Annotated in this window: 20 protein-coding genes; 13 read left to right on the top strand and 7 right to left on the bottom strand. The window is 56.7% G+C overall.

The window, feature by feature from the left end; genetic code table 11:
* The first annotated feature begins 65 nt into the window (after window positions 1–65).
* The 4 genes from ACI2JR_RS05220 (at window position 66) to ghrB (ending at window position 4,117) form a co-directional block, all read left to right on the top strand.
* Window positions 66–815: a sugar phosphate isomerase/epimerase family protein gene (locus tag ACI2JR_RS05220; protein ID WP_132729347.1), complete on the top strand. Its 750-nt coding sequence runs from the start codon at window positions 66–68 to the stop codon at window positions 813–815.
* A gap of 3 nt (window positions 816–818) precedes the next feature.
* Window positions 819–1,757 carry a sugar kinase gene (locus ACI2JR_RS05225; protein ID WP_462478045.1) on the top strand — a complete coding sequence of 313 codons (939 nt, stop codon included), beginning with the start codon at window positions 819–821 and terminating at the stop codon, window positions 1,755–1,757.
* Between the two features lie 84 nt (window positions 1,758–1,841).
* The gene (locus ACI2JR_RS05230; protein ID WP_132729345.1) at window positions 1,842–3,122 is read left to right on the top strand and encodes an MFS transporter; all 1,281 of its coding nucleotides are present in this window, start codon (window positions 1,842–1,844) and stop codon (window positions 3,120–3,122) included.
* A 23-nt stretch (window positions 3,123–3,145) separates the two neighbouring features.
* On the top strand, window positions 3,146–4,117 hold the full coding sequence (ghrB, locus tag ACI2JR_RS05235) for a glyoxylate/hydroxypyruvate reductase GhrB (protein WP_132729344.1): 972 nt from the start codon (window positions 3,146–3,148) through the stop codon (window positions 4,115–4,117).
* Between the two features lie 96 nt (window positions 4,118–4,213).
* Here the strand turns inward: ghrB and ACI2JR_RS05240 are convergent, their stop codons facing one another.
* Window positions 4,214–4,924, bottom strand: a complete 711-nt coding sequence (locus ACI2JR_RS05240) for a DUF3053 domain-containing protein (RefSeq protein WP_132729343.1) — start codon at window positions 4,922–4,924, stop codon at window positions 4,214–4,216.
* Between the two features lie 440 nt (window positions 4,925–5,364).
* Between ACI2JR_RS05240 and ACI2JR_RS05245 the strand changes: the two genes are divergently transcribed.
* The 3 genes from ACI2JR_RS05245 to cspA all read left to right on the top strand — a co-directional run bounded on the left by ACI2JR_RS05245 (window position 5,365) and on the right by cspA (window position 7,728).
* On the top strand, window positions 5,365–6,723 hold the full coding sequence (locus tag ACI2JR_RS05245; protein WP_462478046.1) for an MFS transporter: 1,359 nt from the start codon (window positions 5,365–5,367) through the stop codon (window positions 6,721–6,723).
* Between the two features lie 241 nt (window positions 6,724–6,964).
* Window positions 6,965–7,255, top strand: coding sequence for an HTH-type transcriptional regulator (locus tag ACI2JR_RS05250; RefSeq protein ID WP_132729341.1), 291 nt, complete (start codon window positions 6,965–6,967; stop codon window positions 7,253–7,255).
* A gap of 260 nt (window positions 7,256–7,515) precedes the next feature.
* Complete coding sequence (cspA, locus tag ACI2JR_RS05255) at window positions 7,516–7,728, top strand: transcription antiterminator/RNA stability regulator CspE (protein ID WP_004868803.1); 213 nt, start codon at window positions 7,516–7,518, stop codon at window positions 7,726–7,728.
* 117 nt (window positions 7,729–7,845) lie between these two features.
* Here cspA and ACI2JR_RS05260 read toward each other — a convergent pair whose 3' ends face one another.
* Window positions 7,846–9,465 (bottom strand): ABC-F family ATP-binding cassette domain-containing protein, encoded by a 1,620-nt coding sequence (locus ACI2JR_RS05260; RefSeq protein WP_462478047.1) that lies wholly within the window; start codon window positions 9,463–9,465, stop codon window positions 7,846–7,848.
* Window positions 9,466–9,867: 402 nt separating this feature from the next.
* On the opposite strand from ACI2JR_RS05260, the gene ACI2JR_RS05265 reads away from it, so the two are divergent.
* Window positions 9,868–10,077, top strand: coding sequence for a YdgH/BhsA/McbA-like domain containing protein (locus ACI2JR_RS05265; protein ID WP_132729339.1), 210 nt, complete (start codon window positions 9,868–9,870; stop codon window positions 10,075–10,077).
* Between the two features lie 80 nt (window positions 10,078–10,157).
* Window positions 10,158–10,346 carry a hypothetical protein gene (locus ACI2JR_RS05270; protein ID WP_462478048.1) on the top strand — a complete coding sequence of 63 codons (189 nt, stop codon included), beginning with the start codon at window positions 10,158–10,160 and terminating at the stop codon, window positions 10,344–10,346.
* 97 nt (window positions 10,347–10,443) lie between these two features.
* Here ACI2JR_RS05270 and glyS read toward each other — a convergent pair whose 3' ends face one another.
* The 3 genes from glyS to ACI2JR_RS05285 all read right to left on the bottom strand — a co-directional run bounded on the left by glyS (window position 10,444) and on the right by ACI2JR_RS05285 (window position 13,871).
* Window positions 10,444–12,513, bottom strand: a complete 2,070-nt coding sequence (gene glyS, locus ACI2JR_RS05275; RefSeq protein ID WP_132729337.1) for a glycine--tRNA ligase subunit beta — start codon at window positions 12,511–12,513, stop codon at window positions 10,444–10,446.
* Window positions 12,514–12,522: 9 nt separating this feature from the next.
* A complete protein-coding gene (glyQ, locus tag ACI2JR_RS05280) occupies window positions 12,523–13,434 on the bottom strand; it encodes a glycine--tRNA ligase subunit alpha (protein ID WP_004126458.1) in 912 nt (303 codons plus the stop codon).
* Window positions 13,435–13,571: 137 nt separating this feature from the next.
* Window positions 13,572–13,871, bottom strand: coding sequence for a YsaB family lipoprotein (locus ACI2JR_RS05285; protein WP_132729336.1), 300 nt, complete (start codon window positions 13,869–13,871; stop codon window positions 13,572–13,574).
* Window positions 13,872–14,055: 184 nt separating this feature from the next.
* On the opposite strand from ACI2JR_RS05285, the gene ACI2JR_RS05290 reads away from it, so the two are divergent.
* Entirely contained in the window at window positions 14,056–15,051 is a 996-nt protein-coding gene (locus ACI2JR_RS05290) for an acyltransferase (protein WP_462478049.1), read from the top strand.
* Between the two features lie 38 nt (window positions 15,052–15,089).
* Here the strand turns inward: ACI2JR_RS05290 and xylB are convergent, their stop codons facing one another.
* Both xylB and xylA read right to left on the bottom strand, forming a co-directional pair.
* On the bottom strand, window positions 15,090–16,547 hold the full coding sequence (gene xylB / locus ACI2JR_RS05295; protein ID WP_462478050.1) for a xylulokinase: 1,458 nt from the start codon (window positions 16,545–16,547) through the stop codon (window positions 15,090–15,092).
* Window positions 16,548–16,634: 87 nt separating this feature from the next.
* On the bottom strand, window positions 16,635–17,957 hold the full coding sequence (gene xylA / locus ACI2JR_RS05300) for a xylose isomerase (RefSeq protein WP_462478055.1): 1,323 nt from the start codon (window positions 17,955–17,957) through the stop codon (window positions 16,635–16,637).
* Window positions 17,958–18,333: 376 nt separating this feature from the next.
* Between xylA and xylF the strand changes: the two genes are divergently transcribed.
* The 3 genes from xylF to xylH all read left to right on the top strand — a co-directional run bounded on the left by xylF (window position 18,334) and on the right by xylH (window position 22,091).
* The gene (gene xylF / locus ACI2JR_RS05305; RefSeq protein WP_462478051.1) at window positions 18,334–19,326 is read left to right on the top strand and encodes a D-xylose ABC transporter substrate-binding protein; all 993 of its coding nucleotides are present in this window, start codon (window positions 18,334–18,336) and stop codon (window positions 19,324–19,326) included.
* Between the two features lie 64 nt (window positions 19,327–19,390).
* Complete coding sequence (locus ACI2JR_RS05310; protein WP_462478052.1) at window positions 19,391–20,932, top strand: xylose ABC transporter ATP-binding protein; 1,542 nt, start codon at window positions 19,391–19,393, stop codon at window positions 20,930–20,932.
* Entirely contained in the window at window positions 20,910–22,091 is a 1,182-nt protein-coding gene (gene xylH, locus ACI2JR_RS05315; RefSeq protein ID WP_132729331.1) for a xylose ABC transporter permease XylH, read from the top strand. Before ACI2JR_RS05310 ends, xylH begins: the two co-directional genes overlap by 23 nt.
* Window positions 22,092–22,145 lie beyond the last annotated feature (54 nt).

A 22,145-nucleotide genomic window follows, 5' to 3' on the forward strand; every position in this document is an offset into this window, starting at 1 on the left:
CTTTGGAACCGGTACCATCTAGCGTAATAGAGAGATTCGCTACAGCGCTACCGGGAGTTTGTCAGATGGCCAGAAAAATCATTGTCGTGACCGCCGCTTATGGTTACGACCGCGTTAAAGCACTTGGCGGGCAGTCCGCTGTCCTGCCGTTTATCGCCGGATCCGGCGCCGACGGCGTGGAAATCCGCCGCGAATTATTCAGCGCTGACGAGCTTAATCAGCTGCCAGAGCTGGCGGCAAACATTGAACGCCACAACCTGCTGGCCTGCTATTCCGCCCCGGAAGCTTTGTTTGAAGTCGATGGTTCGCTCAACCCGCGTCTGTCGGCCTTACTGCAGGAAGCGCAAATCCTCAACGCCCTGTGGCTGAAACTCTCTCTCGGCCACTTCACCCACAACCATGAACTGGAGAGGCTGCGCCGCACCCTGCAGGAAAGCGGCATGGCGCTGGTGGTCGAAAATGACCAGACCGACTGCGGCCAGCTGGCGCCGATGCAGCGCTTTAAGGCCAGCTGCCGGGTGAATGCACTGCCGATCACCTTGACCTTCGATATGGGCAACTGGCTGTGGGTCGGTGATTCGCCGGAAGAGGCCGCCCGCTATCTGGCCCCCGCCGTTAGCTATATCCACGTCAAGGCTGCGGAACCACACCATGAGCAGTATCGCGCCGTTCCTCCCGATGAGGCGTCAGCACGCTGGCTGGCGCTGCTTAACGACCTGCCGGCCGATGCCCCGCGCGGTATCGAATTTCCGCTGGAGGGTCATGACCTGACGGCCGTGACCCGCCGCTATGTGAATTTGTTACGCGAGGAGTAAGCCATGGAAAACCAATTAGATGTCATCACCATCGGCGAAGCGATGGCCATGTTTGTCGCGACCGAAACCGGGGACCTGGCTGACGTTGAACACTTTATGAAGCGTGTCGCAGGCGCTGAGCTGAACGTCGCCACCGGCCTTGCTCGCCTGGGGCTGAACGTCGGCTGGGTCAGCCGCGTCGGCAAGGACAGCTTCGGGCGCTTTGTCCGCCATGCGCTGGCAAAAGAGGGCATCGATGCGCGCGGCGTTACCGAGGATAGCCGTTACGCCACCGGCTTTCAGATGAAATCCAAAGTCGAAAATGGAACCGATCCCATTGTGGAATATTTCCGCAAAGGCTCTGCCGCCAGCCATCTGTCGCCGGATGACTTCCATGCCTATTACTTCGCCAGCGCCCGCCATCTGCATCTAAGCGGCGTGGCCGCCGCGCTGTCTGACAGTTCATACGCCCTGCTGGATCATGCCGCCAGGACGATGAAAGCCCAGGGGAAAACGCTCTCCTTCGACCCCAACCTGCGCCCGGTGCTGTGGAAAAGCGAAGCCGAGATGGTGGAAAAGCTGAATCAGCTCGCCTTCCAGGCCGACTGGGTGCTGCCTGGGTTAAAAGAGGGCATGATCCTCAGCGGTCAGCAGACGCCGGAAGGCATCGCTGACTTCTATCTCACCCGCGGCGTTCAGGCGGTGGTGATTAAAACCGGCGCCGACGGCGCCTGGTTTAAAACGGCCGCTGGCGAACAGGGCGCGGTCGCGGCCATAAAAGTCGATAACGTTGTCGATACCGTGGGCGCCGGCGATGGCTTTGCCGTGGGGGTGATTAGCGCGCTGCTGGAAGGCAGATCGCTGCATCAGGCGGTACAACGCGGTAACAAGATTGGCTCGCTGGCCATTCAGGTCCAGGGGGACAGCGAAGGATTACCTACGCGCGAGGCGCTGGGCGAGTAACCCAGGTCAGCATAATGATAACGGCCTCCCCTGTACCCTACATACGGCGGCGGCGTCATGAACCTCAACTTTAGAGGCAAGCCTATGAACAGCTCAACCAATGCAACCAAACGCTGGTGGTACATCATGCCTATCGTGTTTATCACGTATAGCCTGGCGTATCTCGACCGCGCAAACTTCAGCTTTGCTTCGGCAGCGGGCATTACTGAAGATTTAGGCATTACCAAAGGGATCTCGTCGTTACTGGGCGCCCTGTTTTTCCTCGGCTATTTCTTCTTCCAGATTCCGGGGGCAATTTATGCCGAACGCCGCAGCGTACGGAAACTCATTTTCGTGTGCCTGATCCTGTGGGGCGCCTGCGCTTCGTTGACCGGGATGGTGCACAATATTCCGGCGCTGGCGGCTATCCGCTTTATTCTTGGCGTGGTTGAGGCGGCGGTCATGCCGGCGATGCTGATTTACATCAGTAACTGGTTTACCAAATCCGAACGTTCGCGGGCCAATACCTTCTTAATCCTCGGTAACCCGGTGACGGTGCTGTGGATGTCGGTGGTATCCGGCTATCTGATTCAGTCCTTCGGCTGGCGTGAAATGTTTATCATTGAAGGCGTTCCGGCGGTGCTGTGGGCCTTCTGCTGGTGGGTGCTGGTCAAAGATAAACCGTCGCAGGTCAACTGGCTGGCGGAGAGCGAAAAAGCCGCCCTGCAGGCGCAGCTGGAAAGCGAACAGCAGGGAATCAAAGCCGTGCGCAACTACGGAGAGGCGTTCCGCTCACGCAACGTGATTCTGCTGTGCATGCAGTATTTCGCCTGGAGCATCGGCGTGTATGGCTTCGTCCTGTGGCTGCCGTCCATTATCCGCAGCGGCGGCGTCAATATGGGCATGGTGGAAGTGGGCTGGCTCTCCTCGGTACCTTACCTGGCTGCGACCATCGCGATGATCGTTGTCTCCTGGGCTTCGGATAAAATGCAGAACCGCAAACTGTTCGTCTGGCCGCTGCTGCTGATCGGCGGGCTGGCGTTCATCGGCTCCTGGGCGGTTGGCGCTAACCACTTCTGGACCTCCTATACGCTGCTGGTGATTGCCGGTGCGGCGATGTACGCCCCATATGGCCCTTTCTTCGCCATCATTCCGGAAATGCTGCCGCGTAACGTTGCCGGTGGCGCAATGGCCCTGATCAACAGCATGGGCGCCTTAGGCTCCTTCTTTGGCTCATGGTTTGTTGGCTACCTCAACGGCACCACCGGCAGCCCTTCGGCCTCGTACATTTTCATGGGAGTGGCGCTTTTCGCCTCGGTATGGCTTACTTTAATTGTTAAGCCCGCTAACAATCAAAAACTTCCGCTTGGCGCTCGTCACGCCTGATCCTTAAGACTACGGAGATCCGCATGAAGCCGTCCGTTATTCTCTATAAAACGCTTCCCGACGACCTGCAACAACGTCTGGAAAAACACTTTACCGTCACTCAGGTGAAAAACCTGAACCCGGAAACCGTCCAGCAGCACGCTGAAGCTTTCGCGCAAGCCGAAGGCCTGCTGGGGTCGAGCCAAAAAGTCGACGCCGCGTTGCTGGAGAAAATGCCCAGGCTTCGTGCGACCTCAACGATTTCCGTCGGCTATGACAACTTCGACGTGGACGCGCTGAACGCACGTAAAGTGCTGCTGATGCACACGCCGACCGTACTGACCGAGACCGTTGCCGACACGGTGATGGCGCTGGTGCTGAGCACCGCGCGTCGGGTGGTGGAAGTCGCCAACCGCGTGAAAGCCGGGGAATGGACCAAAAGCATCGGGGCGGACTGGTTCGGCACCGATGTGCACCACAAAACGCTGGGCATCGTCGGGATGGGCCGGATCGGGATGGCCCTGGCGCAGCGGGCGCACGCCGGTTTCGGCATGCCGATCCTGTATAACGCCCGCAGCCGGCATCCGCAGGCGGAAGAACGTTTTAACGCCCGCTACTGCGATCTGGATACCCTGCTGCAGGAAGCTGACGTGGTGTGCCTGATCCTGCCGCTGACCGACGAGACTCACCATCTGTTCAGTGCGGAAAAGTTCGCGAAAATGAAGTCCTCGGCGATCTTTATTAACGCCGGGCGCGGTCCGGTGGTTGATGAGAATGCCCTCATCGCCGCCTTGCAGAAGGGAGAAATTCACGCTGCCGGTCTGGACGTTTTCGAACACGAGCCGCTGGCGAAAGACTCTCCGCTGCTCAGCCTGCCGAATGTCGTCGCCCTGCCGCATATTGGTTCAGCCACCCATGAGACCCGCTACAATATGGCGGCCTGTGCGGTGGATAATCTGATTGATGCCCTCGAGGGGCGCGTCGAGAAGAACTGCGTGAATCCGCAGGTGAAGTAAAGGCTTATCAAGGTTGAGGCCACCCGGCCGAGCAGCGCCTCGGCCGGGCGGAACCCCGGAATCGGCGCCAGCGCCTCCTCCGGGTTAGCGAAACGGTTAGCGCGTAGCGTTAACCGCCGCCGTCCACGCCTGATTAAATGCCTGATGCTGGGCAGCCAGCGGGCCAATCAGGGTGTTGTACTGGCTGGCCTGTTGCGAAGTCGGGAACTGGATCCCGTTCGCCACAAAGCTTACCTGAGTATTTTGCTGAGCGATAAAATCACCCACCTGTACCAGCTGCTGCGTGAAGACCTGAGCGGCAGGAATCAGCGGCTGCAATGCATTGGCCGGTGCGGTTACCACTTTATTGTAAACCTGGTCAAAGACCGGCTTCAGATCGTCAGCCTGCTTCAGCGCGCTGTGTGCGCCATCGGCCTGCATTTTCGCATTTTCCAGCTGCTGGCTTAGCACGCCCAGCGCGCCGTTTGCCTGGCGCAGCGGTTCACGCTGAGTCACATAGTCCTGCGGTACGCGAATCGCGTTGACGCTGTCTACAACCGGGCGCAGACCTGCGTCCATCGCCTGACTTACCTGCTGTGAATAGCCGTAAATCACCGCGTAATCGGAGACAAAAGGACCAAACTGTTTTTTCTGATCGGCAGTCAGCGTCGGCAGACGTTCGCCGCTACGCATTGCCGTATTTTGCAGGAAGTCGATAAACGCTTTGCGCTGATCGCCTTCTTTATCAAAACACCCACTCAGGCTAACCACCATTAATAAGGCCGCAACAGCCGCAAACCAGCGAGAGCAGGACTTTCCTGTCGCCATTTTTATACTCCTTTCAGCCAAAAAAAGCGCACACAGACACACACGTGCCAGACGCTGACAAGGATAGTCCAGGTCGGCCTTGCAGGATACTCTTTCCTGACAATCTTTCGCAGGAAAAGCACCGTGCAGGGCGTTTTATTGGTCAGCGCTATCGTCTGTTAAGCTCATCACAATTACCGCCGTCGTTCACCCGGCAAAAATAAGACACAACAAATTGATTTAATTAAACTTTACCTTATCCTCCCGCGAGAAAGCCGCCAAAGAGAACGATAATCGCACGCTTCCTGGCCAGCCTGCGTTGCCTGAGCTCGGCTTCAATGCTTTGATGAATGAGCGATTAACGGCGATGCGTTCGATAATCGCACAAATCACCTTAACGACAGCGAGGGAGAGGATGACAATCCTGCTCCGTCCCCCGCTCTGGCTGCCAGGAATGCCGTATGAATAAGACAACCATCGATATTCAGGCTTTTATCAATGAACATCCGTTTACGAAGTACCAGTGGATGATTCTGGCCTTGTGTTTTATTACCGTCGCGATGGACGGATTCGATACCGCCATCATCGGTTTTATTGCCTCTGACCTGGTGCAGGAATGGGGCGTGGAAAAATCCGCGTTAGGCCCGATGATGAGCGCCGCGCTGGTCGGTCTGGCCGTCGGCGCCCTGACCGCAGGACCGCTGGCGGACCGCATCGGGCGTAAGAAGGTGCTGTTGATGTCGATTGTGGTGTTCGGCAGCTTTAGCCTGCTGACCGCCTTCGCCACCAGCCTGAATCAACTGACGCTGCTGCGTTTCCTGACCGGCCTTGGGCTGGGCGCCGCGATGCCGAACGCCGCTACGCTGATGAGCGAGTATGCGCCGGAACGCCGCCGCGCTCTACTGGTAAATCTGATGTTCGTTGGCTTCCCGATGGGCTCGTCGCTGGGCGGCTTTCTCTCGGCCTGGATGATCCCGCATTACGGCTGGCAGAGCGTACTGATACTGGGCGGTGTGATGCCTCTGCTGCTGGCGGTGGCGCTGGTGTTCCTGTTGCCGGAATCGGCGCGCTATCTGGTCGTCAAACGGCAGCCTGCACAGCGGATTGCGGCGATTCTGCGTCGTATCGGCCCCGTGCCGCAACAGGTGGAATTCGAGCTGCATGAAGCCGGACAGGTAAAAGAAAAATCGGCGCTGGCGGTGATTTTCTCGCCGCGCTATCTCGTCGGCACCGTGATGCTATGTCTGACCTACTTTATGGGATTGCTGATTTTCTATTTACTGACCAGCTGGCTGCCGCTGCTGATTCGCGAAACCGGCGCCTCGATGAGCCAGGCATCGATCATCACCGCGCTGTTTCCGCTGGGCGGCGGGATTGGGGTACTGATCCTCGGCGCGCTGATGGATAAACTCAACCCCAATAAAGTGGTCGCCGTCGGCTGGCTGCTGACCGGCGTTTTCGTCTGTCTGGTGGGCTTCTCGACCAGCAGCCTGATCTTAATGGGTGTCATGGTCTTTATCGCCGGCAGCATTATGAACGGCGCGCAATCCTCGATGCCCGCGCTGGCGGCCGGATTTTATCCCCCCCAGGGGCGGGCGACCGGCGTCGCCTGGATGTTGGGGATCGGCCGGTTTGGCGGGATCCTCGGCGCCTTCAGCGGGGCATTCCTGATGCAGGCCCAGCTCTCCTTCGGCACTATCTTCACCCTGCTGTCGATTCCGGCATTTTTATCCGCCCTCGCGCTACTGGTGAAATATAAAATCAGCAAAAGTCTGCCGGTATCCCGGCGAACCGCAGTGAAAAATATGCAAAAGGCGTAATCTTCAGGCCAGCGAATAATCGCTGGCCTAAGCGCTTTCTTAACTGTTTACAAAAATTTTCCATTGCCATCTGTCTGGTGATTAATCATCACGTTATCGGTAATTTTCCTCCATTTCCCGCCGCCAGAAGTTAGTCCGCATGCACATAATAACCCCCGTGATCATTATTTGCGTTTTTTCTGACTATTCTTAATAAGCTGTATGACATTTACCTTATTGCTGTGTAAGAGAGGAGTTCTCAATGGAATATAAAGATCCCGTGGTTGAACTGCTTAGCAGCCTGGAACAAATTGTTTTCAAAGATATTTCTCAGACGATCGCCCCGCCTCGCAAGCAGACCGTATTTAGCGAGTTTGAACAGCTTCGCCAGGGCACCGGGCTCAAGATTGATGATTTTGCCAATGCCATGGGAGTGAGCGTGGCGATGGTGCAAGAGTGGGAGTCGAGACGCGTGAAGCCCTCTTCCACGGAGCTGAAATTAATGCGCTTAATTCAGGCGAATCCGCAGCTTTCAAGGCAACTTATTGACTGAAGTTCTATAATAAGAATCAGGTCTGGTTACGGTCCTCATACGGGACCGTTTTTATTTCTGTGAAAAAACGTTTGCTATCGCACCGCAAAAATGAGTTAATGCTCGCAGGTTTGATGTACAGACCACAGAGCATTAGTATAGAGTAGTCCTTGAGCGGTTATCATAGATACCCCGGTAGTGAACTTTCCCTTTATAGCTTCAAATCTGTAGTCCAGACCGTATCGCCGAAAGGTTCATTTATTATTTAAAGGTATTTCGCTATGTCCGGTAAAATGACTGGTATCGTAAAATGGTTCAACGCTGACAAAGGCTTCGGCTTCATCACTCCTGATGACGGTTCTAAAGATGTATTCGTACACTTCTCCGCTATCATGAACGATGGCTACAAATCCCTGGATGAAGGTCAGAAAGTTTCCTTCACCATCGAAAGCGGCGCTAAAGGCCCGGCAGCTGGCAACGTAACCAGCCTGTAAGCTTAAATTAAGCTCAGAATTTAAGATCCCTGCCTCACGGCGGGGATTTTTTTTTATCTGACTTTTTTATCTGACAATAATAAAACCGCCTTCTGAACGAGGGCGGTTTTTTTGTCTTCAGAGCGCCGCGAAATGCCAGCCGCCTTCCCGCCACTCCAGAGAATGGGTCAGCTTCAGCCCCTGCAGAAAAGCCACATCATGCGACACCACGATCATCGCTCCGGGAAATGCCGCCAGCGCCGCTTCTATCGCCTGCGTGGAGGCTAAATCAAGATGGTTAGTCGGCTCATCGAGCAGCAGAAGCTGCGTCGCGTCACGTCGCCATAAGACGCAGGCCAGCGCCGCCTTTAAGCGCTCCCCGCCACTTAACGCCGCCAGCGGCAGATTGATTTTATCCGTCCCTAGCTGCAGCCGGGCGAGACGGCTACGCAGCACGCCCGCCTCCAGCGGCGTATCCTCAAGGTTAAGGTGCGCCATCACCGACAGCGACAGGTCCAGCTGCGTCAGATGCTGATCCAACCAGGCCGCGTTCACCGATAGCCGACACTCACCGGATAAGGGCTGTTCCAGTCCTACCAGGGTTTTCAGCAGGGTGGTTTTCCCACAGCCATTAGGCCCGCGCAACGCCACACGCATTGGCCCATCGAGCCGCCAGTCGAGCGGCGACGTTGCCAGATGCGCCAGCTGTAGCGACTCCAGCACTAACACCTGTTTACCGGCGGCAACCTGGCTCCCTGGAAGGGTAAACATCACCGACGCCTCCTCCTCCACCCGCTCACGCGCCTGCATCACCGCCGCATTTAGGGCACTATTTTGCTCCCGGTGCTGGCGCTGTAACGTCCCGGGGCGCTCTTTCGCCGCCCCTTTGTACTTCACCCGTTCAAAAGAGGCGATATTCAGCGTATCCACAACGCGCAGCGTCTGTGCAGAGCGCCGCTGGCTGGCATCGTGTTCCTTTTGCATCCGGGCGCGGGTACGGCGACGTTCGGTTGCCGCGTGTTCCAACGCCGCGCGAGCCGCCTGCCGTTCCGCGTCGCGCTGCTGCTGGTAATCGGCATAGTTGCCGCCATAGCTGCGTAAGGTGCCAGGCGTGAGTTCAAGGATACGCGGCACTCTGGCCAGCAGTTCACGATCGTGGCTGGCGATAAGCGCCCCGCCGGACCAGCGTTCCAGCTGCTGATATAGCCATTCCCGTCCCTGGCGATCCAGATGATTAGTCGGTTCATCAAGCAGCAGGTAATCGGCAGCGGAAAGAAATGCGCCGCACAGCAACGCCTTCACCCGTTCGCCACCGCTGAACGACGAGGCGAGGCGATCGGGGGAAAACGCCGGTAAGCCGGCGTGCCGGAATGCCGCACTCAAACGCTCCGGGAGATCCCAAAAACCGTCCAGGTTATCCACATCGTCTGCCAGCGCCTCGCCGCGTTCAAGGCGCTGCAATGCAGCAAAGACCGGCTGATAGCCCAGCAGGGCGGCCAGCGTGGTCCGGGGGGTAATCGCCTGCTGCTGGGCAACATAGGCTATGGACGCGGAACGCTCGATATGGCCGCCAGAGGGGGCGTCCAGACCGGCCAGCAGACGCAGCAAACGGGTTTTGCCAACGCCGTTACGCCCAACCAGACCGCAATACGAATTTTCCAGCGCTAAAGTCAGCGGGCCAAAAAGCGTCTCTCCCGTCGCAAACTGACAGGTGACCTGATGCAAAATAAAAGAGGGGGATTGGGCACAATGAGCCATAAGCACTCCTGAATGAAATCAATACTTCCCCTACCGGCAAATCGCGCTGGCAAGGATCCGAATTCAGCAGGTGTGTTTGTCCATTTTCAGGGTGCTCTCAGTGAGACGAGGGGTTCGTCGGGGCATAGGATAGCCACACCGACGCCCCCATTTCAAGATTATTTTTTCCGCACCGGGGTACGCCCGTGGCAAAAGGAGCCGTCGGAAACCGTCATATTTCCCCTCAACGAGGCACACCATATCGGTAATATGGCCCGCGGCTACACGCTCAATTTTCATTCTATTTTTTTGAATGAGATGCGCAAATTGTTCCGATTTTAATCAGCCGAATATGGTCCTATCATTTATCACATCAGAGCAATAACGCTCTATACCAGATAAAAAAACTTAAGGAATATGACCATGAAATCCATCAAAACTTTCGTTGCAGTTTCTGTTCTTTCGATGATGTCTTTCGGTGCATTCGCACAAAGCATCAGCACCACCGCCTCCACTCTGGATCGTGCAGAAGCAAAAATTGCCGCTCAGGCCGCTGAACAAGGCGCGTCATACAAAATTACCAGCGCCCAGTTCAATAACCGCGTTCATATGACGGCAGAACTGACCAAATAAGCCCCACCCGCGCTCCTGCCGGGCCGCCGGAAGTTGACCAGACAGGCGACAATGACAACACGATGAAGAAGGAACCTGAAATGAAGACTATCAGCGTGATAACCGCCCTGTTTCTGCCAGCTTCACTGTCATCCGCGGTGATGGCCGCCGGGCAGCACGCCGGGCCACCGGAAGCCGGTGCGAATATGGATACGTCGCTGCATCAGAACCGTATTAACGTCAGTCACGCTTTTGATAAAGAGAGTCTGACCGCGGGCAATCTGCAGTAAAGACAGGCGCCGCAAGGCGGCTGAACGGGCGAGGGAGTCATTCTGCCGCCATAAAAAAACCTGCCGGAGGGCAGGTTTTTTGTTATGCGAAAAACGCTTACTGCAGCAGCGAAATATCCGCGACCTGCAGGAACAGATCGCGCAGTTTCGACAGCAGCGTCAGTCGGTTAATACGCACTTCGCGATCTTCAGCGTTAACCATCACGTTCTCAAAGAACTCGTCCACCGGTTCACGCAGGGAGGCCAGCTCGATCAGCGCATCCTGATAACGACCCTCGGCGAAATATGGCTGCAGCTTATCGCGCAGCACCACCAGGTGACCCGCCAGCTTGATTTCAGCCGCTTCTTTCAGCACGGAAGCGTGGACGATATCGTTCAGCGTCTCGTCGGATTTTGCCAGAATGTTGGAGACGCGCTTGTTGGCTGCCGCCAGCGCGGACGCCTCTTCCAGAGTACGGAAGTGCGATACCGCCTTCATACGGGCGTCAAAATCGGCCGGGCGGGTCGGACGACGCGCCAGCACCGCCTGAATGGTGTCGACGGTGTAGCCCTGGTCCTGATACCAGGCGCGGAAACGACCGAGCATAAAGTCGATAACGTCATCCACCACGTTGGCGTTAGTCAGCTTGTCACCATACAGACGCACCGCTTCTTCAGTGAGGGTCTGCAGATCCAGATTCAGGTTCTTTTCAACGATGATACGCAGCACGCCCAGCGCGGCGCGGCGCAGCGCGAACGGGTCTTTATCCCCTTTCGGATGCTGACCGATACCAAAGATCCCCGCCAGGGTATCCATCTTATCGGCAATCGCCACGGCGCAGGCCACCGGATTAGACGGCAGCTCATCGCCGGCAAAGCGCGGCTGGTACTGTTCGTTCAGCGCCACGGCAACGTCTTCGGCTTCGCCATCATGACGCGCGTAGTGCATCCCCATCACGCCCTGAGTATCGGTGAACTCGAAAACCATGTTGGTCATCAGGTCGCACTTCGACAGCAGGCCCGCACGGGTCGCGTGGTTAACGTCAGCGCCAATCTGCCCGGCAATCCAGCCCGCCAGGGCCTGAATACGGTCGGTCTTGTCGCGCAGGGTGCCCAGCTGCTGCTGGAACAGCACGGTCTGCAGACGCGGAAGATGGTCTTCCAGACGCTTTTTACGGTCGGTATTGAAGAAGAACTCGGCATCGGCCAGACGCGGACGCACCACCTTCTCGTTACCGGAGATGATCTGCTGCGGGTCTTTGGATTCGATGTTGGCGACGAAGATAAAGTTCGGCAGCAGTTTGCCGTCTTCAGCGTAAACCGGGAAGTACTTCTGGTCACCTTTCATGGTGTAAACCAGCGCTTCGGACGGTACCGCGAGGAATTTTTCTTCGAATTTCGCCGTCAGCACCACCGGCCACTCCACCAGTGAGGTGACCTCTTCCAGCAGGCTTTCGCTCAGATCGGCCTTACCGCCAATCTTACGCGCGGCGTCTTCCGCGCCGGCTTTAATCATGGCCTTACGCGCTGCGTAATCCGCCACCACTTTACCGCGCTCCAGCAGAATCTGCGGATACTGGTCGGCATTGTCGATGGTGAATTCCGCCTCGCCCATAAAGCGATGGCCGCGGATCACGCGATCGGACTCGATGCCGAGAACCGTTGCCGGAACGACTTTGTCACCCAGCAGCAGGGTCACGGTGTGAACCGGACGGACGAAGTGGACGTCAGAATCGCCCCAGCGCATCAGTTTCGGGATCGGCAGCTTCGCGAGAGAGGTCGCCACCATGTTTGGCAGCAGCACTTCCGCGCTTTCGCCTTTCACATGGGCGCGGTACAGCAGCCATTCGCCTTTGTCGGTTGCCATGCGCTCGGCCTGGTCAACGGTGATACCGCAGCCACGCGCCCAGCCTTCGGCCGCTTTGCTCGGCTTACCTTCGGCATCGAACGCCGCAGAAACCGCCGGGCCGCGTTTTTCAACTTCGCGATCGGGCTGTGCCGCCGCCAGGTTAGCGACTTTCAGCGCCAGACGGCGCGGCGCGGCAAACCATTCAACGGCGCCGTGGGCTAAGCCCGCCGCATCCAGCTCGGCGGTAAAGTTCGCAGCAAAGGACTCCGCCAGGCTGCGCAGGGCTTTTGGTGGCAGCTCTTCGGTACCGATCTCCACCAGGAAAGTTTTCTCAGACATGGCCGCCTCTTATTTGTTTTTGTTGCACATCGGGAAGCCAAGGGCTTCACGGGAAGCGTAGTACGCTTCCGCCACTGCTTTCGTCAGGGTGCGAATGCGCAGGATATAGCGCTGACGCTCGGTAACGGAGATGGCTTTGCGTGCATCCAGCAGGTTGAAGCTATGGGCGGCCTTCAGGATACGCTCGTAGGCAGGCAGCGGCAGCGGATTTTCCAGCGCCAGCAGCTGCTGCGCTTCTTTCTCATACTGCTCAAAGCAGGAGAACAGGAAGTCGACGTCCGCGTATTCAAAGTTATAGGTCGACTGCTCGACTTCGTTTTGATGGAACACGTCGCCGTAGGTGGTTTTACCCAGCGGGCCGTCGCTCCAGACCAGGTCGTAAACGCTGTCCACGCCCTGAATGTACATCGCCAGACGTTCCAGACCATAGGTGATCTCACCGGTAACCGGTTTACATTCCAGGCCACCCACCTGCTGGAAGTAAGTGAACTGCGTCACTTCCATCCCGTTCAGCCACACTTCCCAGCCCAGACCCCAGGCCCCCAGCGTCGGGTTCTCCCAGTTGTCTTCCACGAAGCGAATGTCGTGAATCGTCGGATCCATACCCAGCTCTTTCAGAGACCCAAGGTACAGCTCCTGAATGTTGTCCGGCGATGGCTTAATCACCACCTGGAACTGATAGTAGTGCTGTAAGCGGTTCGGGTTTTCGCCATAGCGGCCGTCGGTTGGGCGGCGGGAAGGTTGCACATAGGCAGTCGCCATCGGCTCTGGCCCCAACGCACGCAGGCAGGTCATCGGGTGGGAGGTGCCGGCGCCGACTTCCATGTCCAGTGGTTGAACAATGGTGCAGCCCTGACGAGCCCAGTAATCCTGTAAGGTCAGGATCAGGCCCTGGAAGGTCCTGGTATCAAACTTTTGCATATTATTTCGTGCTGGATACGTGTGGATTTAAAGGAAGGGATCAGTATACCCGCTGACTGCGAGATATACAGTACGAAACGGCGTTGTTTAACTAAAATTGCGGAAATTAACGCCAGCACGCGGCATCAGGGGCGCGTTTAACGCATAGAAAGATGTAAAAACTGCCCATCTGGGTCGAAAGAACAGATAAAACGCTCATTCTGCGCAGTCAGGCCTGAGAGCTCATAGCTCCCCTGGAACTGCTCGAAATGACTGACGTCGACCATACGCTCCCTTGTGCTGTAGCGCTTCGCGGCCTGTTCCTTACAGAGTTGTTCCATATTGCGGGTAATTTGCGGCGTAATCCCTGCACGTTGTGCTTTTTGCATCGGCTGGTTCGGCGTCTGGCTGCAGCCCGCAAGGAGGAGCAATATCAGTCCAGAAAAAAAATATTTCATCACCCTGTTCCTCAGCCGCCTTGTTAGCAAATTGTTATCTTGAGATTACGTGAAATCACCCGAACATTGTGCGAATCTCTCCACATCTCTACAAGTCTGCTACGGTAAACTCGGAATATTCCATTGCGACACGGCGGCACAAGGGCAGTCAGAGCCTGTTTAAGAAGGAGCCATTGAGGTACTGATGCAGGAAAAAATAAACTGGATAACAAGTTTGCGCGGCATCGCATGCCTGATGGTGGTGATGATCCATAGCACCACCTGGTATATCACCCATCCCCATACCATCAGTTTGCTGAACTGGGATATCGCCAATCTGCTTAATTCCGCCTCCCGGGTCAGCGTCCCGCTGTTTTTCATGATTTCAGGCTATCTGTTTTTCGGCGAACGCAGCGCCCGGCCGCGGCATTTTCGCCGTATTGTGCTGTGCGTGCTGTTTTATAGCGCGCTGTCGCTGCTCTACATCACCCTGTTCACCCATATCAACGTGGCGTTATCGCTGAAGAATCTGCTGCAAAAGCCGGTGTTCTACCACCTGTGGTTTTTCTTCGCCATCATCGTCATTTATCTGCTTTCGCCACTCCTGCAGGTTAAGCAGATCGGCGGTAAAATGCTGCTGGTCCTGATGCTGGTGATGGGCATTCTGGCGAATCCCAATATGGTGTCGGTGAAGGCGGGCGGCGTCGAATGGTTGCCGATCAATCTCTATATCAACGGCGATACCTTTTACTATGTGCTGTACGGCGTGCTGGGGCGAGCGATTGGCATGCTGGATACCGATAAAAAATGGCTCACCCCGCTATGCGCCGTGCTCTTCGCGGCAGCGGTTTGGGTTATCTCCCGCGGGACGCTGCACGAGCTGAAGTGGCGCGGCGACTTCGGTGACACCTGGTATTTATATTGCGGACCGGCGGTTTTTATCTGTGCCATGGCGCTGCTGACGCTGGTGAAAAAGACCCTCAATGCCCGCCCGATCCCGGCTCTGGCGCTGATTGCCCGCCATTCTCTAGGGATCTACGGGTTTCACGCGCTGATCATCCACGCGCTACGGGCCAGCAGTCTTGAACTGACCCGCTGGCCGCTGCTGGATATTTTCTGGGTGTTCAGCGCCGCAGTACTGGGAAGCCTGCTGCTGTCGACGCTGGTACAACGCATCGATAGCCGTCGTCTGGTCAGCTAGCGCGCGAAGACGTAACCCACCCCGTCCGGGGCGGGCTATCAGGATGACATCAGCGGCAGCAGCTGCTGGTAAATCTGGCGGAATGTCTCGCGACGCGGCGCATAGCGGGCGAAGCGTTCCGCGTCCGGCCGGTGGGCCTGTTCCAGCGGCAGCTGCGGGAGGAGGTCGGAAAACGCCGCCCCTTTATGCAGCGCCAGCTGGGCTAAGCGGGCCGCCCCCAGCGCTGGCCCGACGTCGCCGCCGGTACGAAAATCAAGCTGCTGACCGCTGATATCCGCCAGCATCTGCCGCCACCACGCGCTGCGCGCGCCGCCGCCGATCAAGGTAATGCTCTCCGGCTTCACGCCGCAGGCATGAACCACATCCATCCCATCCGCCAGCGCGAAGCCCACCCCCTCCAGCACCGCGCGGGCCAGCTCGGCCGGGCCGTGCTGATGCGTCAGGCCGAAAAAGATGCCCTTGGCATGCGGGTTGTTATGCGGCGTCCGTTCCCCGGAAAGATAAGGCAGAAACCACACCGGGCCGGCATTGTCGTTCGCCGATTCCGCCGCGGCCACCAGCGCCGGTACCGTGCCGAGGCCAGTCAGCTTCGCCGCCCAGTCGAGACAGGACGCCGCGCTCAGCATCACCGACATCAAATGCCAGCGTCCCGGCAGGGCGTGGCAAAAGCTGTGCACCGCGCTTTCAGGCCGACTGAGAAAACCGTCGCTGACGGCAAAATAGACCCCGGAGGTCCCCAGCGACAGCATCGCCTGGCCCGCATCCGCCATGCCAACGCCGACGGCGCCGGCAGCATTATCGCCGCCGCCGGCCACCACCAGCGCCTGCGGCATATTCCACGCCTGGGCGACGGCAGGACGCAGCGTCCCCGTCACGTCACAACCTTCAAACAGCGCGGGCATATTGTCGCGGCTCAGACCGCAGGCAGCGAGCATTTCATCGCTCCAGTCGCGCTGCGCCACATCCATCCACATTGTCCCGGCCGCGTCCGACATGTCGCTGGCAAACTCGCCGGTCATGCGCAAACGGAGATAATCTTTCGGTAACAGGACCTTATCCACCTGGCGGAAGATTTGCGCTTCGTGGCGCTGAACCCACAGCAGTTTCGGCGCGGTGAAGCCCGGCATCATCAGGTTGCCGGTGATCTGCCGCGAACGGCTGACGGTCTCTTCCAGCTGTACGCACTCTTCGCCGCTGCGCCCGTCATTCCATAAAATGGCCGGGCGCAGCACGCGTTGTTGTTTATCCAGCAACGTTGCGCCATGCATCTGTCCGGCGATGCCCACCGCCTTCACTTCACGCAGCGAGTGCCGGGCTCCCAGCGCTTTTATTGCGCCATCCGTCGCCTGCCACCAGTGCTCGGGGTCTTGTTCGGACCATAGCGGGTGCGGGCGCGATACGGTAAGGGGTTCGGTGTGCGACGCCATGACCTCGCCCTGCTCATTAAGCAGAATGGCCTTCACGCCCGAGGTGCCTAAATCAATCCCGATGTACATACAGCCTCTCCTTGAACAGCGCGCCACGGCAAACCGTGGCGCGAGAAAGCGTGTTATCGTTCATGCCCGACGCGGCCGGGCAGATTGTTACTTATCGAAAAGATAGTGGTTAACCAGGTTTTCCAGCTGCTCCTGATGACCGCTTTGGTGCTGCGGCGCCAGATTATGCTGCGCCGCATACTGCGCGATATCCGTCAACGTCATCTGCCCTTTCAGGATCTGCTGGCCCAGATCGCCATTCCAGCCGCCGTAGCGTTTCGCCACGCGTTTATCCAGCTCGCCGTCTTCAATCATCCGCGCCGCCACCTTCAGCGACAGCGCCATGGTATCCATCGCCCCAATATGACCATAGAACAGATCGTATTTATCGGTACTCTGGCGACGCACTTTGGCATCAAAATTCAGGCCGCCGGTGGTGAAGCCACCCGCTTTGAGAATTTCATACATCACCAGCGCATTTTCTTCCACGCTGTTCGGGAACTGATCGGTATCCCAGCCCAGCTGCGGGTCACCGCGGTTGGCGTCGACGGAGCCGAACAGGCCCAGCGCAATGGCGGTCGCAATCTCATGGTGGAACGAGTGGCCGGCCAGGGTCGCATGGTTCGCTTCAATATTCAGTTTGATCTCTTTTTCCAGGCCAAACTGCTTGAGAAAACCGTAGACGGTTGAGGCATCGTAATCGTACTGATGCTTGGTCGGCTCCTGCGGTTTTGGCTCAATCAGCAGCGTGCCCTGGAAGCCAATTTTATGTTTGTGCTCAACGACCAGCTGCATAAAGCGACCAATTTGTTCACGTTCCTGGCGCAGGTCGGTATTGAGCAGCGTTTCATACCCTTCGCGGCCGCCCCACAGAACATAGTTTTCCCCGCCCAGCTTGTGGGTGGCATCCATGGCGGTCACCACCTGGGTCGCCGCCCAGCTGAAGACTTCCGGATCCGGGTTGGTCGCCGCCCCTGCGCCATAGCGCGGGTTGGTAAAGCAGTTTGCCGTGCCCCACAGCAGCTTCACGCCGCTCTGTTCTTGTTTCGCCGCCAGCACATCGACCATCCGGGCAAAATTGTCCAGATACTCCTTCAGCGACGCCCCTTCCGGAGAGACATCAACATCATGAAAGCAGTAATACGGCACGTTGAGCTTGTGGAAAAACTCAAAGGCGACGTCCGCTTTGCGCTTTGCCATTTCCAGCGCGTCGCCGGGCTGCTGCCACGGACGGTTAAAGGAGCCCACGCCAAACATATCTGCGCCGTTCCAGCAGAAGGTGTGCCAGTAGCAGGCGGCAAACCGCAGGTGCTCTTCCATGCGTTTACCCAGTACCAGCTCATCCGGATTGTAGTGCCGGAACGCCAGCGGGTTAGTCGATTTTGGGCCTTCGTAACGAACGCGATCGAGTTGATCGAAATAGGTCTGCATAATGAACTCCATATTCAGGGATGCGGCGGGTAATAAGTCATAAGCCAATATAGAATTCATGATTGACTTCCCTCAATTACGTTATTTCACACCGTCATTGAGAGAATCCACAAACGTGCGCCAGATCGCATAAGCCGTTATTACAAATAAGTCCGTCCATTGTCTCATTGATGAAATATCAAGGGCCTATGGAAATTAATGATGATTAAAAATCCGATCGCGGTCATAAATCAGAAAACAAACTAAATTTCGTAATACCAAAATAAGCACAGGTAATTGCCAGCCTTCCTGTACCTGTTAAGAATCTACTACGTATCAGGCCGTTTCTTTGCCTCGTTCGTCTTATCCTGTACTTCACAAAAAAGGCGTTATTATTATGAAGATAAAGAACCTTTGCCTCACACTCTGCGCATCCCTCCTGCTGACCAGTATGGCGGGCATTGCTAAAGAAGTTAAAATCGGTATGGCCATTGACGATCTCCGCCTGGAGCGCTGGCAGAAAGACCGTGATATTTTTGTTAATAAAGCCGAATCATTAGGCGCAAAAGTATTTGTGCAATCTGCCAATGGCAATGAAGAAACGCAAATGTCGCAGATTGAAAATATGATAAATCGCGGCGTAGATGTTCTGGTTATTATCCCCTATAACGGCCAGGTATTAAGTAATGTGATTAAAGAGGCAAAACAGGAAGGGATAAAAGTTCTGGCCTACGATCGGATGATCAACAACGCAGATATTGATTTCTATATTTCCTTTGATAACGAAAAAGTGGGCGAAATGCAGGCCCAAAGTCTGGTTGCTAAAACGCCGCAGGGAAATTATTTTCTGATGGGCGGCTCCCCGGTAGATAATAACGCCAAACTTTTCCGCGCCGGGCAAATGAAAGTGCTCAAACCGTATATTGACGAGGGTAAAATTAAGATTGTCGGCGATCAGTGGGTTGACGGCTGGCTGCCGGAAAATGCGTTAAAAATCATGGAAAACGCGCTCACCGCTAACAATAACAAAATTGATGCGGTTGTCGCCTCCAACGATGCCACCGCCGGCGGAGCGATTCAGGCCTTAAGCGCCCAGGGTCTGGCAGGGAAGGTGGCGATTTCCGGCCAGGATGCCGACCTTGCCGGCGTGAAGCGTATTATCGCCGGCACACAGACCATGACCGTCTATAAACCCATCACCACTCTTGCCACCACCGCTGCCGAGATTGCCGTTGAGCTCGGGAATGATAAACAACCGCATGCCGACGCCAACTTAAATAACGGGCTGAAAGATGTCCCGTCCCGGCTGTTAACCCCTATCGAAGTCAACAAAGACAATATTGAACAGACCGTGGTTAAAGACGGGTTCCATAAAAAGAGCGAATTATAATCCCTGACGCCCCTCCCCGGGGCGTTATTCTCGTCCAGCCGGATATCGCTTATGCGGAGCTTCTATGTCCTGGTTACTCGAAATGAAGAACATCACCAAAACCTTCGGCACGGTGAAGGCGGTAGATAATATCAGCCTGCGACTTAACGCCGGGGAAGTCGTCTCATTATGCGGAGAAAATGGCTCTGGCAAATCCACGCTGATGAAAGTCCTGTGCGGCATTTATCCGCACGGCAGTTATGACGGTGAGATTATTTTCGCTGGCGAAACGCTGCAGCCTGCCCACATTCGCGATACCGAACGGAAAGGTATTGCCATTATTCACCAGGAGCTGGCGTTGGTTAAGCATCTGAGCGTTCTGGAGAATATTTTCCTCGGCGCGGAAATCTCACGCCATGGCCTCCTTGACTATGAAACCATGACCCTACGCTGCCAGAAACTGCTGGCCCAGGTTAATTTAGCCATTTCACCCGATACCCGCGTGGGCGATTTAGGCCTTGGTCAGCAGCAGCTGGTTGAAATTGCCAAGGCGCTCAATAAACAGGTGCGTTTATTGATCCTCGATGAGCCCACCGCCTCTTTAACCGAGCAAGAAACGGCTATTTTGCTGGATATTATTCGCGATCTGCAACATCACGGTATCGCCTGCATTTATATTTCCCACAAGCTCAACGAAGTCAAGGCCATCTCCGACACCATCTGCGTCATTCGCGACGGCCAGCATATCGGCACCCGCGATGCCAGCGGCATGAATGAAGATGATGTGATCACCATGATGGTGGGACGTGAGCTCACCGCCCTCTATCCAAACGAGCCCCATGACCGCGGCGATGAAATTTTACGCGTTGAAAATTTAACCGCATGGCACCCGGTCAACCGCCACATTAAGCGGGTCAACGATATCTCCTTTTCACTGCGTCGCGGTGAAATCCTCGGTATCGCCGGGCTGGTCGGCGCCGGGCGCACCGAAGCCGTCCAGTGTCTGTTTGGCGTCTGGCCGGGGCGCTGGGAAGGGAAAGTGTTCATTGATGGCCAGCAGGTTGCGATTCATAACTGCCAGCAGGCTATCGCCCACGGTATCGCTATGGTGCCGGAAGACCGTAAAAAAGACGGCATCGTGCCGGTGATGGCGGTGGGCAAAAACATCACTCTGGCCGCATTAAGTCAGTTTACCGGCCCGCTCAGTAGCCTGGACGACGCCGGCGAGCAGCACTGTATTCAGCAATCCATCCAGCGCCTGAAAATTAAAACCTCATCGCCGGAGCTGGCCATCGGGCGCCTGAGCGGCGGCAATCAGCAGAAAGCGATTCTCGCCCGCTGCCTGCTGCTGAATCCGCGCATTCTGATCCTCGATGAGCCCACCCGCGGCATCGATATCGGCGCGAAATACGAAATCTACAAGCTGATTAACCAGCTGGTGCAGCAGGGGATCGCCGTTATCGTCATCTCCTCCGAGCTTCCCGAAGTACTGGGGTTAAGCGATCGGGTGCTGGTGATGCATGAAGGCAAGCTGAAGGCCAATTTAGTCAATCAGGGTCTGACCCAGGAACAGGTGATGGAAGCCGCATTGAGGAGCGAACACCATGTCGAAAAATACGTCGTCTGAGATAAAAATCATCCCACCCGCCCCTGCCGTCCTGTCCGGATTCAAAGGGCTGAATCTGCAGGTTTTCGTGATGATCGCCGCCATCGTGGTGATCATGCTGTTCTTCACCTGGGCCACCGAGGGGGCCTATTTAAGCGCGCGCAACATTTCCAACCTGCTGCGGCAAACGGCGATCACCGGCATCCTGGCGGTCGGGATGGTCTTCGTCATTATTTCCGCGGAGATCGACCTCTCCGTCGGCTCAATGATGGGGCTGCTCGGCGGCGCGGCGGCGATTTTTGACGTCTGGTTCGGCTGGCCGCTGCCGCTGACCATAGTGGTCACCCTGGCAATGGGGCTGCTGCTTGGCGCGTGGAACGGTTGGTGGGTCGCCTATCGCAAGGTTCCTTCGTTTATCGTGACCCTCGCGGGGATGCTGGCGTTCCGCGGTATTCTGATCGGTATCACCAACGGTACCACCGTCTCCCCTACCAGCCCGGCGATGTCGCAAATTGGTCAAAGCTACCTGCCGGACGGACTCGGCTTCGGTATTGGTGTGATCGGTATGGCGGCCTTTATTGTCTGGCAGTGGCGCGGCCGCCTGCGCCGCCAGTCGCTGGGGTTAACCACCCCGGCCCCCACTTCGACGGTGGCCCGCCAGAGCATCACCGCCGTTTTAGTGCTGGGCGCCATCTGGTTATTAAACGATTATCGCGGCGTGCCGACGCCGGTGCTCATTCTGGCGGCGCTGCTGCTGGTCGGAATGTTTATGGCGACCCGCACCGCTTTTGGTCGCCGGATATACGCCATCGGCGGCAACCTGGAAGCGGCGCGTCTGTCCGGCATCAGCGTTGAGCGCACCAAGCTGGCGGTTTTCGCCATCAACGGCCTGATGGTGGCCATCGCCGGCCTGATCCTCAGCTCGCGCCTGGGCGCCGGTTCGCCTTCCGCAGGCAACATTGCCGAGCTGGATGCCATCGCCGCCTGCGTCATCGGCGGCACCAGCCTGGCCGGCGGTGTCGGTAGCGTCGCCGGAGCGGTCATGGGGGCATTTATCATGTCGGCGCTGGATAACGGCATGAGTATGATGGATGTCGCCACCTTCTGGCAGTACATCGTCAAGGGCGCCATCTTATTGCTGGCGGTGTGGATGGATTCGGCGACCAAGCGACGAGCGTAAGCAGGTTGAAAAAAGAATGCCCGAATTCTTTGCGCTACCGCCAGATTTGCGTAT

The organism is Klebsiella sp. NPDC088457, from assembly GCF_044900465.1.
In the GTDB taxonomy this organism is placed as follows: Bacteria; Pseudomonadota; Gammaproteobacteria; order Enterobacterales; family Enterobacteriaceae; genus Klebsiella.